16 protein-coding genes and 1 tRNA gene are annotated in these 13,340 nt (G+C 49.0%); 2 read left to right on the top strand and 15 right to left on the bottom strand.

What is annotated here, in order from left to right; all coding sequences use genetic code 11:
* Positions 1–10 precede the first annotated feature (10 nt).
* The 10 genes from MKZ24_RS04795 to rpsF form a co-directional block, all read right to left on the bottom strand.
* On the bottom strand, positions 11–928 hold the full coding sequence (locus MKZ24_RS04795) for a DUF2232 domain-containing protein (RefSeq protein ID WP_039295837.1): 918 nt from the start codon (positions 926–928) through the stop codon (positions 11–13).
* Positions 929–934: 6 nt separating this feature from the next.
* A complete protein-coding gene (locus tag MKZ24_RS04790) occupies positions 935–1,237 on the bottom strand; it encodes a MazG-like family protein (RefSeq protein WP_171717780.1) in 303 nt (100 codons plus the stop codon).
* 248 nt (positions 1,238–1,485) lie between these two features.
* Positions 1,486–1,911: a CBS domain-containing protein gene (locus MKZ24_RS04785; RefSeq protein ID WP_039295831.1), complete on the bottom strand. Its 426-nt coding sequence runs from the start codon at positions 1,909–1,911 to the stop codon at positions 1,486–1,488.
* Between the two features lie 189 nt (positions 1,912–2,100).
* Positions 2,101–3,147: an LCP family protein gene (locus MKZ24_RS04780; RefSeq protein WP_042241211.1), complete on the bottom strand. Its 1,047-nt coding sequence runs from the start codon at positions 3,145–3,147 to the stop codon at positions 2,101–2,103.
* Between the two features lie 395 nt (positions 3,148–3,542).
* On the bottom strand, positions 3,543–5,264 hold the full coding sequence (opp4A, locus tag MKZ24_RS04775) for an oligopeptide ABC transporter substrate-binding protein (protein WP_042241215.1): 1,722 nt from the start codon (positions 5,262–5,264) through the stop codon (positions 3,543–3,545).
* 229 nt (positions 5,265–5,493) lie between these two features.
* Positions 5,494–7,467, bottom strand: a complete 1,974-nt coding sequence (locus MKZ24_RS04770; RefSeq protein ID WP_340781489.1) for an endonuclease MutS2 — start codon at positions 7,465–7,467, stop codon at positions 5,494–5,496.
* Positions 7,468–7,924: 457 nt separating this feature from the next.
* Positions 7,925–8,158 (bottom strand): hypothetical protein, encoded by a 234-nt coding sequence (locus MKZ24_RS04765; protein ID WP_340781487.1) that lies wholly within the window; start codon positions 8,156–8,158, stop codon positions 7,925–7,927.
* 259 nt (positions 8,159–8,417) lie between these two features.
* Positions 8,418–8,690, bottom strand: a complete 273-nt coding sequence (gene rpsR, locus MKZ24_RS04760; RefSeq protein WP_036699837.1) for a 30S ribosomal protein S18 — start codon at positions 8,688–8,690, stop codon at positions 8,418–8,420.
* Between the two features lie 21 nt (positions 8,691–8,711).
* Entirely contained in the window at positions 8,712–9,221 is a 510-nt protein-coding gene (gene ssb, locus MKZ24_RS04755) for a single-stranded DNA-binding protein (protein WP_039295814.1), read from the bottom strand.
* A gap of 48 nt (positions 9,222–9,269) precedes the next feature.
* Positions 9,270–9,554 (bottom strand): 30S ribosomal protein S6, encoded by a 285-nt coding sequence (rpsF, locus tag MKZ24_RS04750; protein ID WP_038598251.1) that lies wholly within the window; start codon positions 9,552–9,554, stop codon positions 9,270–9,272.
* 287 nt (positions 9,555–9,841) lie between these two features.
* On the opposite strand from rpsF, the gene MKZ24_RS04745 reads away from it, so the two are divergent.
* On the top strand, positions 9,842–10,039 hold the full coding sequence (locus MKZ24_RS04745) for a YjzC family protein (RefSeq protein WP_039295806.1): 198 nt from the start codon (positions 9,842–9,844) through the stop codon (positions 10,037–10,039).
* A gap of 346 nt (positions 10,040–10,385) precedes the next feature.
* Here MKZ24_RS04745 and MKZ24_RS04740 read toward each other — a convergent pair.
* The 4 genes from MKZ24_RS04740 to MKZ24_RS04725 all read right to left on the bottom strand — a co-directional run bounded on the left by MKZ24_RS04740 (position 10,386) and on the right by MKZ24_RS04725 (position 12,072).
* Positions 10,386–10,476 (bottom strand) — tRNA-Ser (locus tag MKZ24_RS04740).
* A gap of 77 nt (positions 10,477–10,553) precedes the next feature.
* The gene (locus tag MKZ24_RS04735) at positions 10,554–10,766 is read right to left on the bottom strand and encodes a DUF951 domain-containing protein (protein ID WP_042241221.1); all 213 of its coding nucleotides are present in this window, start codon (positions 10,764–10,766) and stop codon (positions 10,554–10,556) included.
* Positions 10,766–11,806, bottom strand: coding sequence for a mechanosensitive ion channel family protein (locus MKZ24_RS04730; protein ID WP_042241223.1), 1,041 nt, complete (start codon positions 11,804–11,806; stop codon positions 10,766–10,768). Before MKZ24_RS04730 ends, MKZ24_RS04735 begins: the two co-directional genes overlap by 1 nt.
* Complete coding sequence (locus MKZ24_RS04725) at positions 11,803–12,072, bottom strand: DUF3343 domain-containing protein (RefSeq protein ID WP_042241225.1); 270 nt, start codon at positions 12,070–12,072, stop codon at positions 11,803–11,805. The genes MKZ24_RS04730 and MKZ24_RS04725 overlap by 4 nt, the downstream gene beginning before the upstream one ends.
* 105 nt (positions 12,073–12,177) lie before the next feature.
* Between MKZ24_RS04725 and yyaC the strand changes: the two genes are divergently transcribed.
* Positions 12,178–12,786 carry a spore protease YyaC gene (gene yyaC / locus MKZ24_RS04720; RefSeq protein ID WP_042241227.1) on the top strand — a complete coding sequence of 203 codons (609 nt, stop codon included), beginning with the start codon at positions 12,178–12,180 and terminating at the stop codon, positions 12,784–12,786.
* Here yyaC and MKZ24_RS04715 read toward each other — a convergent pair.
* Positions 12,758–13,258: a DUF4446 family protein gene (locus MKZ24_RS04715; protein WP_042241229.1), complete on the bottom strand. Its 501-nt coding sequence runs from the start codon at positions 13,256–13,258 to the stop codon at positions 12,758–12,760. The genes yyaC and MKZ24_RS04715 overlap by 29 nt on opposite strands.
* Positions 13,259–13,340: the final 82 nt, after the last annotated feature.

Below are 13,340 nucleotides of genomic sequence, written 5' to 3'. Positions count from 1 at the left end.
AGCTCTCACCCTATCGTTTCGATTTCTTCACAAGCTCCCGCAGCGGAAATGCCAGATCGACAACACCGATAATCCAGAATCCCGGCAGGACGATAACAGGTATCGCCAGCAGCAGCGCTACTATCTTGCTCCACTTCCGTTCATGTATCAGGAAGAAGAGGAAACCGATGGTTTGAATCTTGAATGCGATTTGCAGCAGCGGCAGCAGATTGGCCGAGACCATCAGCATGAAGCCGCTGTCCGCACCGCCGAAGAGCAGGCTGAGCACTACACCGAGCAGATAATACCAGATGAAGGCTCTGGACAGTCTCCACTCCCGTGCAGGCTTCAGTCTTGGCACCGCATATTCCATGCTGTTCAGAATCGGACGGACAATGGAATGCGTAATGACAGCTATGATGAATGCGCTGAGGATGAGCGTCATCGGAATAGCCTGGATGGTCATCCAGCTCATCATGCCAATCTGATCCGATGAGATAGTGATCTCGGAGAGCAGAGGATTGCTTGCCCCCATAGTGGCCAGCCAGTCCGTATAAGTCTGCAGAACATCGTATACATAATCGTACAAGTTAAACTGCAGGAACGTAGTGCTGATTAACAGAATCAGCAGGAATTCACCTAATACTGCGACCATACCGGCAATTAGCGTAGACATCGCAGAGGCGCGTTTCTTATACCGGCGTCCCATTACAAGGGCCGGTATCAGGAAATAAATGGCTATCAATACGTAAAACGGTGTAATCAGGCCCACAATCAGCAGGACCGGCACTATATGCAGAATAAACTGCTTCGTGCTAAGCGTCGTAAAGAGCACAATGGCCGGGATAATCATAAAGAGCGTCGTGATAAGCAGCAATGGGGTGGACAGGGATAACAGCAGCAGCAGATAAGCTATGCTCCAAGCCACAGATGTCCAGCGAAATTTCAACAGTATTCACCTCTTACGCATATGTTCTTCTAGTGCAGATATATCCTGGTACCATTCTTCCAGCTGATGGCCTTCCTGCCTATGCTTCCTCAGCTTCTCCATCAGCAAGTCATCCAGTTCACGATAAGGGATACCAAGTCTGCGCCCCAATATATATGAGCTCATAATCAGGCTGGCCAGGCTGTCGCCTACACGGGCGGTACTGCCTTCCCACAACGCTTTGAATAACCGTGAGACTTGATCGATTACTTCAGTCTTTAACCACTCAATTACCTTGGCGCGTTTGGCCACGTCCAGGTCCTTCGGCACATTGGGCACGTCTCTCTACCTCCGGCAAAAAGCATTATTCTCCATTATAGCATAAATATTTCCGAGCCACACGGACGCCAGCCTCCCGGATCATCCGCATGGCGGAGCCTTACAACCGGGTGTGATTCATGGACTTTACAGGCATACCGGAAGGTATCCACAGCCTGCCTTTCAAAAAAGGCCCGCATTCCGTTACGCCGGAAATACAGGCCTTGGTTCCTTAAGCATTTGTCGCCATATGGATGAGGTTATAACGATTCCTGGGATTGTCGCGAGACAACCTTTTCGCAATATTCGATGATCTGACTCCGGCGCACAATACCAATGAACCGTTTCATGTCGTCAACTACAGGTACAAAGTTCTGTACTTTGGCCAGGTTAATCAAGTCCTCCATATCCGCATCAATGGATACCGGCAGATTGTTCATCCGCAGCGGTACATCCTTAAGCAGATATTTGGAAGCATTCTCAAAAGTAACGGCGCCGCCCGACTCCTTCATGTACCAGAGCAAATCACCTTCTGTGACTGTTCCGGCATATTCCCCGTTCCGGTTCAGAATCGGCACTGCGGTATAGCGGTGAAACTCCATCCGTTCCAAGGTCTGGCGCAGCGTCGAATCCAGTGTAACGCAAGCTACCTCCTGTTTCGGAAGTAAAAAAAACGCAATATTCATCTCTTGATCCTCCTCAAAGAGTTCCGAAGGAATGATGCTCTACCCTTCCGTGCTGCAAGGCCCACCGTAGTTATACGCCTGAGACAGCAATTCGTTCCACTTCATTATACCATGAAGACAATAAACAGCAGCCATTAACCTTGCGAATGGCTGCTGTTTTTATGCGGGACAGAAAGTACGTGTCCGCCCTTACTGGGCTGTAGCTGTAGCCGCAGGCTCCAGGGCATTCTCTGCTTTGCCTGGTTCAATTAGCTGGTCCACTGGTGTGCTGGCATTCATCCAGTTATCGATCATGGCCTTAGCTTCGCTCAGATCCTCTTCATCAACAATATCGTAATACACGCCATTGATGCGTTCGCCTTCGCCCATCACCGTGAAGCTGGAGATATCCATATCCTTGCCGCCCATGAATTTCTTGGCCAGACTGATAATCGTGGAAGGCTGTATGTCTGTTTTGAAATTATCACCCATAATATCCAGCAACTCCGGGATGTTGCCGATTTGGCTGATTGATAACATTTTATTCGCTACCACATCGATAAATACCTGCTGGCGTTTGGTCCGGTTGAAATCGCTATCCTCACGGTAACGGGTGTAGTTAAGCGCCTCTTCACCACTGTAATTCGACTTATTGGCCTTAATGGTGAATTTCTCATGATCTGCACCTTTGTTGACAATATCCTTCTTGATCGGCAGCGGAACACCGCCAATAGCGTCAACCGCATCCTTCAGGCCCTGGAAATTAATTGTGGCATAATATTGAATATCATGGCCAAGCAGTGCTTCCAGGGTATCTTTAGCCATTTGCTGGCCGCCAAAAGCATATGCATGCGTGATTTTGTCCTTCTTATTGTCACCATGCCCGATAATTTCCGTGTACGTGTCACGGGGGATAGAGATCAGCAGAATCTTATAATCCTCCGGACGGATAACAGCATAGATCATTGTATCGGACCGGGCCACTTCATTGCCCCGCTGGTCTGTACCCAGGAGCATTAAAGAGAACGGGTCGCTTTTGAATACTACCGGGGCTGGTTTAACCGTTGTGGTAGTTGTACCGTTATTCTCCAACGGCTGGTAGGATTCTTCCGCCAGCTTGGTTTCCACCTGATCCGACAAAAAGAGGTCAAAGGCCAGCACCGCGAGCGGCTTCTGGAACAAAAATCCTCCAGCTACAATGACCAGGGCTACAATGAGTGCAATGTATCTTTTCTTCAATTTTTTTATTTTTTTCATAATTATAATTCCTTCTTTATGGTGGATTGTACATATGATTGCCGTGCTCTATTTACAATGCCTGCCTGAACTTTCAGACAGTCATGACTGGGCTCTTCTTGCTGCTATGCGCTGCCCTGCTTAAGGATATGGTTCCCCCTTTCCGGGATTCGGGTCGTTCCATTTGTAGAATAAACCTGGAAAACTGCTTTGACACATAAACAATATTTCTATTGTAATCACTTCACACCTAAAAAGAAACAACAAATAACGACAGCATCGGCGCGATAGCCGCTTGTATTCCTTAAAGTATATGACGCAAGAAAGTCCGTTTTGATGCTCATTTCCAAAAAATAAATAAAAAATGACGGTCCGCACTGCCTGCCTAGGCAACAGATCGGACCGTCATTATTTAACTAATCCATTTCCTTGATCCACCAGTTCTGCGGATCACGTATATTGCTGAGCGCATTCGTAGATACACCCTGGAGGCGTTCATTAATCGCGGTAATATTAGAGCGTTCGGAGAAAAAGATCATCGGAACCTCGTCATTAATCAGCTTCTGCCATTCATAATAAACCTCTTTGCGGAAATCCTGGTCGTAAGCTTTCAGGCTTACCCCGTCACGGATAAGTTCCTCGCTGCGCTTGGACGTCCACCGCGGATAATTCCACGAATCGGTTGCCCGCCATAAGCCCGAAGGATCTGGGTCGCTCGCCAGCCCCCATACACCGTTAAACAGCTCTACGGACGGATCATCGGACTCTACCGCTTCATAAAAGCTGTTCAGCTCCTTCAGGCTGCCGCCGTTTAACTGAACATCCAGGCCGACATCATGCCAGTTCTGCAGAATCGCTGCAGTACGCGCCTCTGCTGTTTTGCTGCCGGACATAGCGTCGTAATGAATCGTGAATTTCTTACCGCCTGGGTCCTCGCGGAGCCCGTCTCCGTCCGTATCGAGATATCCTGCCTCATCCAGCAAAGTTTTTGCCTTCTCCGGAAGATAAGCATAGGTATCTATTTCCTGGTCATCGATCTTAGCCCAGCTTGAGCTGGGAATAGGGGTCTCGATCAGTGTTCCCAGGCCATAGGAATATTTATCAATTATACCTTGCCGATCAATCGCATAATACATCGCTTTGCGGAGCCGCTTGTCCTGGAATTTGGGATTATCCATCACCACTTGGCCGCTCTCTTCATCCCAGTGTCCGAACTTGAACCCTATATATTCATAAGACAGCCCCGGTGTCACTTTGATCTCCACATTGTTCAGCTGGCCTGCAGTCTGGTAGGCATCCCGCGGAAGGGTCCCGATATCAATGCTTCCGGCTTCAAGCAGGGCCGTCATGTCCTTGCTGTCAATGACCTTGTAGGATATTCCGTCCAGCAGAGCTTTCCCTTTATAATAATCATCGAACCGTATCATCTCGACACTCTCACCCGGCACAATAGCCTTAATCATGAAAGGACCGGTGCCAATAGGCTGCTTACGCACCTGATCACTGTCCAGCATATCCTTCACTGCGACTCCCTCAAAATACCTCTTGTTCATGGGATAGGCCCACAGATTATCGATCATGTTTGCCCGCGCTGTATTCATCGTAATGCGCAGCGTATACGGGTCCATCACCTTGAGTCCGGTGATTTCCTTAGCCTCCCCCAGGTGATAAGCTTCGGCTCCCTTAATCATTTCCACGCTATAATACCTGGAGCCTGGATAATCCGGGCTGGCGATGGTCTCCAGGGCAAATTTCCAATCCTCCACGGTCAGCTCATCGCCGTTGTGCCAGCGGACTCCGGGTTTGATGGTGAATGTAAATACCGTATGATCCTCAGATTCCTGCCAAGTGGCAATGTTAGGAGCCGTAGACAAGTCATCGTTGACTTTGAACATGGCTTCCGTAGTGAACTCCAGCACATTCGCATCGTCCTCCCCCTCAATAAAGGCCGGTTCGAAATTGCCCTGAAACGCAGATGAATATCCATATGTTACTGTCCCGCCTGCTATAGGTTCATCGGCTGTTTTGCTTAAGCGCGCCATGTAAGACTGGGCGCCCGGGCTTGGCCCGCTGCATGCAGACAACGCCACCGCAAGCATAAGCGGAAGCATTAGCCGGCCGATGATATATTTTGACATATATTTATTCCCTCCCGGGTTCCATCACGTGTTAATGTAAGCGGTTTCTACACTTAATTTTACTATAACTCTGATTGTTCAGCTCATGGACATTTGAATACACCACATAATAGAGGATAACCAATATTGGCTCTAAAGTGAAGCCTTTAATTTCTATTCGCTCTGCTGAAGCCCCCGTGAAATATGAAAAAAGCCTGCCCTGACGGGCAGACTCCTGGAGTAATCACACTTATTTCTCCTCCTCGGGATGTATGATGCTAAGGCCTTCAACATGCCTCTTCTGCATCAGTTTGCGCTTCTTGCGGGTATCCTTGCTCTCGAAAATAATATCAAAATCATAATCCTCGGGGTATAGCTCCTCTTTGGACAGATATGGCTTCAACCGCTTATGGTTTACGGTTATTTTCTGTTTCTGGATCATCACTCCGACCATCCCCCGGCTGTCCTGCTTCATGTATACAATGCCATTACGCCCCAGGGTAGTGACGTAAACAGCATCTCCCACTTCAAAATCGGGCTTCGCCGCCGGCACGCTGTGCCCCGCATCAGCTGCATCATCCCGGTTTTGATCCGGATTGCCGCTCTGAGACGCAGCATTCCTCTTCTCAGCATCAGCAGCTCTTGAACTCTGTTCCTGTCTGTAAGGGCTATTCCACGGCTTCCGGCTGCCTCTATGCTCCTGCTGCTCGGCTACAAGCTGTTTGGCGCGCTCAATTACCGGTTTGTATATGCCAAGCTGCTCGGCTATCTGCAAGGCATAGCTCTCGCCCGCTTCGCCAATCGTCAGCCGGTACAGCGGTTGGAGAGTCTCTTTATCAAATTCCATCCGTGCATTCTGGAATCCCGGTGAAGCCGCAGCAAATACCTTAAGTTCGTTGAAGTGGGTGGTTACCACAATATTAGCGCCTTTACGGTTCAGCTCCTCCAGAATAGCAATCGACAATGCGAACCCTTCCCCGGGATCCGTACCTGCCGCCAGCTCATCAATCAGCAGCAGTACGCCTCTGCCGGCATCACTAAGCATTCCTTCTATACTCTTCATTTGTGCAGAGAAGGTACTGAGCGACTGCGTCAGACTCTGACCATCGCCAATTACGCTAATTACATTACTGAACACGGTAAAATCACTGCCCGGCGCAACCGGCACCAGCAGTCCGGATTGCGCCATCAACGACAGCAGGCCCAGCGTTTTGAGTACTACCGTTTTGCCGCCTGTATTGGGGCCGGTTACGATCAGAGATTTGTAGCCTTGACCAAACTCCAGACTGACCGGCACCATATCCTTGAGCAGAGGATGCCTGCCTCCATTCATCCGCAGGAAGCCGCGTTCATTCAGTGAGACAGTCCGGGCATTAAGAACCCTGGCATACTTCCCCTTGGCGAAGATGAAATCATAGGTGCCGGTTACTTCAATATTCAGCCGCAGAGCAGCCTGTTCCTGCTCTAGCAGCCCTGTCAGCATACTTAGGATGATTCCTTCCTCGCGGGCTTCATCAGCGGACAACAGCTCAATCTCTCCTTGAAGGGAGGCCACCTCGTCCGGCTCCACGAAGACAGTCTGCCCGCTGGTCGACTGATCAAGCACCGAGCCCTTGATTTGCTTGTGATACTCCCGTTTCACCGGGATCACATACCGGCCGCCGCGCATGCTGATCAGACTCTCCTGAAGGATGGACTTATGGCGCGACATAATACTCTCCAGCTTTCGGTGCAGACGATCCTTGGCCACAGCCAGCCGTTTGCGCACCCGCTCCAGTCCTTTACTGGCCTGATCGTCAATAACACCCAGCCGGATACAACGTTCGATCTCATCCCTGACAGAACTCAGCTCCTGCAGAGAAGCTCCGTAAGCAGCAATACGCGGTGCACTCTGCTCCTTGGAAGCCATATACTTACGCAGCTGTCCACAGCTGTGCAGGAATACGGATACTGCGGTGAAATCCTGCTCATTGTACAGATAACCCGTTCCAAGCAGTGACAGAACCCACTCAATGCCTTCCAGTGACGGAATGGGCACACTCGCCCCCCGCTCCAGCAGCTCTTTGGCTTCGTCCGCTTCATCCAGTGCGCGGTGTATAGCCGGCAGATAGGTCATCGGCACAAGCTCGCTCACATATCTTCTCCCTTCATAGGATACGGCATGGCGCATTAACTCCTGTTTGATTGTCTCGTATTCCAAGGTGTTCATACTCTGTAGATTCACTCTGATTCCTCCTTGTATAGATGCCTGTATTTCAGGCTTGCTCCCTAACGCAAAAAGGGCGAAGACCCGCCACTGCGGCAGTCTTCGCCCTCCTTTGAATGCTATTCTTCTCTTTGGCTTCAGAAACAGTCCCCACCCGCCGGATGAATACTCCTGAAAACAGAAAAAACCGTGCTGCAAAGAGCACGGTTAATCACAAAGAGAATAATAGCCGTAAAGAGGCCATCATGACGCTTCGCGTGTGTTCTTAACTAAATCATTCATTCTTACAGCCCGCGGCTAATCAGACATGCCCTCTGGACATAGTCTAACAAGACATGCTCCTGCAATGATTCGAGCACGCTGCGGCTTACTGCCGGAATGATATGAAGTTGCTTAGTTAAGAACGCTCACCAACATCAATATTTCCCCTTTAGTTATAGGATACCTGTAATTTACTACATCTGGAATCCGGTTGTCAATTGCCGGCAGAGCAATTCATTACCCATATAATTCCGTTTTTACCGTCGGCAACCTGTCCATGAAGTGCGCCGAAGAAGGTTTTTTGCAGTTCTACCTTGACCTGCCCGCCCTCTGAGCTCAGTTTCTCATAAATCGCCCGCATCTCATCTTCATTGTCCAGCCCCAGAATAACACTTACATTCTCTGTCTTGGCACCTTTGCCGTAATCATCGGAACTTGCACTGATCACTGATCATTGTTCATTCCTCCAAGTTGAATTTAAATGGACTAACCAGTCTTTCCTCCGTTAGCATATACAATTTTTCATATCTAAAAAATGGCCGGGCTGATCTTCGGATAGCTGCTGATATATAGCTGATACATATATTTAGGCAAAATAACCCCACAAAGTGGGGCCTTAGCTTAGGCGATTATTCAGGCACTTTGCAGGGACTTCCCAACACTCAGAAAAAAAGCAGCCGGCTTAGCCGGCTGCTTCATAAAACGTCCTATTCTGTTGTGTAAGGCAGCAGCGCGATTTGACGCGAGCGTTTTACAGCAATGGTCAGAGCGCGTTGGTATTTTGCACTTGTACCAGTTACACGACGCGGCAAAATCTTTCCGCGTTCGCTGATGAACTTCTTAAGAAGCTCAGTGTCTTTATAGTCAATGTGAGTAATCTTGTTCACAGTGAAGTAGCACACTTTTTTACGCTTGTTGCGTCCACCACGACGTGCCGGTCTTTTGTCGTTGTCCGCACCTTCTCTTGGTTTAAAAGCCATGTTCAGTTCAGTCCTTCCTTATTAAAATGGCAAATCATCGTCCGATATATCGATCGGTTTTCCATCGCCCGAAAAAGGATCTTGAGTATTGTTGTTACGCGAGAAATTATTGTTATTTCCGCGTGCACTGTTACCGCCGTTACCGCCGCCACCAAAGGCAGGCTCTTCGGGAGTACTTCCACCACTTGGTGCATTTCCGCCTTCACGGTTCTGCGAGGATTCCAGGAATCGGACATTATCAGCAATAACTTCAGTGACGTATACACGTTTACCTTCATTATTCTCGTAATTCCGTACTTGGATGCGTCCTTCTACGGCAGCCAGTCGTCCTTTGCGCAAGTAATTGGCACAGGTCTCAGCCAGCTGTCTCCAGGTTACTACCGGGATAAAGTCCGCTTCGCGTTCACCGTTCTGGCCCGTAAAGTTGCGGTCTACGGCAAGCGTAAACTGCGTTACGGCAACACCAGCGGGAGTATAACGAAGTTCCGGGTCACGGGTCAACCGACCGATCAGAATGATACGGTTCAACAATTCAATCCCCTCCTTATAGCGCGATTCGTTACAAAGCTTGTCAATATCTTAGGCAACGTCGTTCGTAATGAGATAACGAATTACTTCGTCGGAAATCTTCATGAGACGTTCCAATTCGGTAACTACTGCAGGTTCTGCATTGAAGTTAACCAAAACATAAACGCCATCACGGAATTTCTTGATCTCATACGCAAGACGGCGTTTACCTTGCACATCGTGCTTTGTAATTTCTCCGCCGTTGGAGATGATGCCTTGGAATTTTTCGACTGCTGCTTGAACGGCTTCTTGTTCAATGTCAGGACGAATAATGTACATGACTTCATATTTGCGCATAATTTTCACCTCCTTATGGTCTGAGGCCCCTGATCACGTCAGGAGCAAGGAACGAGCACAAACATAGACTCGCACCAAATCAATATACCAAATCCCACTGATGAATGCAAGCTTTATTCATACGCACCAGATCATGGACTTGTATTCATCTTTCGGGGTCCCCGCAAAGCACCGGACTAATCGCTAAAGCTCGCCCCACTTTGTGGGGTTAATTTATGTACATGAAGATGTCTCTGCAAGGCCACAATATAACCGCTCCACCACTCTACAGAAGGAGGCTTCATACTATGGGCGAGAAAACAGAGTACGAAAAGGGCGATAAAGCCCCAAATCCGGGGGTTTATACAGAAGTAGGCGAAGCGCGCAGCTTCCATACCGAGATCCAGAATCCTAAGCGGATTGAAATGGAGAAGGGAGACACGTTTCCTGAGACCTCCAACCAGAACCGCAAGTGGAAAAAAGTCGAGAAAGCACGCGTGCATTAATTAATCAATTGCATGTATAAAACCTGTCCGGCTGCACATACTATACTCAGGCAGTACAAAAGAGAGGTGTGGTTCCGTTGAACGTCGTAGACGAACACAATCACAGGGATTCTGAATCAGCAACTATTGTAACCCGGGGAGAGTAAAGGCCGCTCCTAAAAAAAGCAGCCTGGCACAACCTGTTTCACTTTAGCGGCTACAGACAGAGATTTCCGAACATCATTGATGTGCTGCCTCTTGAAGAGAGACCTGCAAAGGTCTCTCTTTTTGTATGTCTTCATGCAGAAATAAAAAAACCTTCGTCACCTGAACGAAGGAATAGTAGTTAAAGTATATAATGCTGAAGTGGCGGAGAGGGTGGGATTCGAACCCACGCACGCTGTGACACGCCTAACTGATTTCGAGTCAGCCCCCTTGGGCCTCTTGGGTACCTCTCCGCAGCAAGAATTATTGTATCATGCCAAGGTTACAATTGCAAGCTTTTTGCACTACCGCTTTGCCTCCTGCAGCAAGCTTAATTGTTTTCTGCCCCGCCTTCAGCGGAACGAAGAACCTTCTTCATGTTTTTTTCAAATTTTGCACGGGGGATTAGGACGCTATGCTGACAGCCGGTACATTTAATCCGGATATCCATCCCCATACGGATAATCTCCATCTCGTTCGTTCCGCAGGGATGCGGCTTCTTCATCTGTACAATATCACCCAGCCCGAATACTTTACGTTCCATTATTCTTCTTCCCCTTCCTCTCCCTCTTGCGCAGCAGCTATCTGTCTTCTCGGACTTGCCGGCTGCTCCTCACGGGCTCTACGGGCGCTTCCAGAGAGTTCCTCCTCTTGAGCCGCTTCAGCCTCCCTCGCCTCCCTATCTGCCTGCACACGCGCCTCCTGCTCTGCCTTAGCTGCTTCCAAAGCGCTCTGCTGCTCCAGGGCCTGCTTAATATCACTCTGAATCTGCCGCTCTGCAGAATCCCTGGCGTTAGGCATGCAATTAGCCGCCACCCGGATCACATACTCCGAAGTACTCATCGACTGAATGCCCAGCACATTGGGGTAGTTAATTACACTGGGGTTCCGTTCCTCTATCCCCTTAAGTGCTTCTCCAATCAGTGCAAGAGTTGCTTCTAACCCCCGCTCTATTTTGACAGGCACATCCACCACCGCCAGAGCATTAGCCAGCGAATAATTCGTAACATTTACAATCGTGCCATTAGGTATGATATGCACTTCCCCTGTGGCACTCAGCAGCCGGGTCGTTCTCAGGCCAATCATTTCTACCGTACCTTTATAGGTTCCACTCTGGATGACATCGCCTACTGCAAATTGATCCTCGAAGATGATGAAGAAACCGGTAATTACATCTTTGACCAAACTTTGTGCGCCGAACCCTATCGCCAGCCCCACAACTCCGGCCCCGGCCAGCAGCGGTTTCAGATCGAATTGGAATACAGACAGAATCATCATAATCATGACAAAATTACAGATGAAGGCAACCACATTTTTCATAAGTCCGCCTACTGTTGAGAATCGGCGGTTATTCGCTAAGCGTCTTCCCCGCGTCTCCCTCTCCAGGGAACGGTCAATAACACCCGAGACTACTTTAATAATCACCCGGGTCACAAGAAAAAGCAGCAGAATCTGTACCCCGGAAAACAGCACGGTTGCCCACATATCTGCATTGGTTACCCATTCCCATATTCTATCCTTAAAGCGGACCACTTCGTCGACTGCCTGACCCGGTGTTGTCACTTCCAGCATCCAGTTATTCATCCTGCTTCTGCTCCTCCAACCTCCACATATCCTATACCATCACTTGATTTGGCAAAGATCCCGCGTATCTCTACATTCTGCTCCGCCACAATGACCCGCACCTCTTCCAATGCATTCCGGTAGAATTGGATCGACATGGCGCAACCGGCTGTAATCTCCTTGGGTGTAGGAAATATATCAATTTCAATCTCCGCATATTCCAGCAGCATCTCAGCGCGCAGCGCCTGCTGGGTCGAATCAAAGGCTATCAGCAGTTCATCCTCCACACTCCACGCCTCCCTCTGGGCTTTTCGTCCTATCTATTGCCGCCATAGTATAAAAAGCCACTTTCATCCATATACTAGGATCATCAGAACAGAAAGGAAGATCATATGAATTTCTCTTCTAAAGCTTCATCCCTGCAAGAACCATCCTGTTTAAAAATATCACATGCTGATCCCGATATCTATTCTGCGATTACCCACCGGCTTCTTTTTCACTTTTCACGCACACGTACAGATACACCAATTGTTATTGTCTGTGTAGGCACAGACCGCTCTACCGGCGATTCACTTGGACCGCTGGTCGGCACTGCGCTTGCCCGCTTCCATAGCCCCTTATTCCATCTCTACGGAACGCTGGACGATCCAGTTCATGCTGTTAACCTGGAGGAGACTCTCTCCCTGATTTATCAGAAGCACCCTAACCCGTTCATCATCGGAATCGATGCCTGTCTCGGCCAGTCAACAAGTGTTGGCTGCATCCAGGTCGTAGACGGCCCCCTCCGGCCGGGAGCAGGGGTCAACAAGCAGCTCCCTCCAGTAGGCGATATCCATTTGACTGGCATTGTGAATGTCGGCGGCTTCATGGAGTATTTTGTACTGCAGAATACGAGATTAAGCCTTGTAATGAGATTATCCGATATCATTGCTTCCAGCCTATACTCCGCACTTAAGCAATGGAACCTTCATGCTAGATCTGCTGCAGCGCGAGAGCAATGACTTCCTTCTCCTCTGGAGACAGAGGATACTGCGACTCTCCCTTTACAAGCGGCTTGGAGTATATATATGAGTTCTCGCGGTTGTGCAGGCTGCTCAGCACAATTCCGCTATGGTTGTCATCCAGAATGGCAAGCGAGAAGCTCAGATCATTGCCGCGCTCTCCGAAGGCATTATAGCGTTTCATGGCTACCTTTGACTTCATCCCCCGCATTTTGGCTTGTGCAGCTTCAATCATTGCCTTATGCTCACGCTGACCATCCTCCAGCATATCTCCCTGGTTCTTCAGGTTTACCAGCAGGCTCTCCAGATCCTCAATGCCATTGCCGGTCATCATTGCTTCATATCTGCGCCGCATCTTGCGGAGCTTGGCACCCTGAATGATCAGAACAATTGCCAGCAGAATAATTATCACTGCAAACCCCATAATGAACACCGACAGCTGTTCACTTATTACTTCATTTAATTCCGACATATATGGACCATCCTTTGTCTAAATATAAAAATTTACAGGTTTCACATGATAGCTTATCCATCTATTCCCCGACGAAACGGTA

This window comes from Paenibacillus sp. FSL R7-0297 (assembly GCF_038009025.1).
In the GTDB taxonomy this organism is placed as follows: domain Bacteria; phylum Bacillota; class Bacilli; order Paenibacillales; family Paenibacillaceae; genus Paenibacillus_AQ.
The sequence above is the reverse complement of the archived record's forward strand: the minus strand, read 5'-3'. Positions and strand labels throughout refer to the sequence as shown.

Coding starts and splice junctions, on each gene's coding strand:
- MKZ24_RS04785 (WP_039295831.1), bottom strand. CDS start 1,911: ATGAATATTGCGTTTTTTTTACTTCCGAAACAGGAGGTAGCTTGCGTT.
- MKZ24_RS04780 (WP_042241211.1), bottom strand. CDS start 3,147: ATGAAAAAAATAAAAAAATTGAAGAAAAGATACATTGCACTCATTGTA.
- opp4A (WP_042241215.1), bottom strand. CDS start 5,264: ATGTCAAAATATATCATCGGCCGGCTAATGCTTCCGCTTATGCTTGCG.
- rpsR (WP_036699837.1), bottom strand. CDS start 8,690: ATGGCTTTTAAACCAAGAGAAGGTGCGGACAACGACAAAAGACCGGCA.
- rpsF (WP_038598251.1), bottom strand. CDS start 9,554: ATGCGCAAATATGAAGTCATGTACATTATTCGTCCTGACATTGAACAA.
- MKZ24_RS04745 (WP_039295806.1), top strand. CDS start 9,842: ATGGGCGAGAAAACAGAGTACGAAAAGGGCGATAAAGCCCCAAATCCG.
- MKZ24_RS04735 (WP_042241221.1), bottom strand. CDS start 10,766: ATGGAACGTAAAGTATTCGGGCTGGGTGATATTGTACAGATGAAGAAG.
- MKZ24_RS04730 (WP_042241223.1), bottom strand. CDS start 11,806: ATGAATAACTGGATGCTGGAAGTGACAACACCGGGTCAGGCAGTCGAC.
- yyaC (WP_042241227.1), top strand. CDS start 12,178: ATGAATTTCTCTTCTAAAGCTTCATCCCTGCAAGAACCATCCTGTTTA.
- MKZ24_RS04715 (WP_042241229.1), bottom strand. CDS start 13,258: ATGTCGGAATTAAATGAAGTAATAAGTGAACAGCTGTCGGTGTTCATT.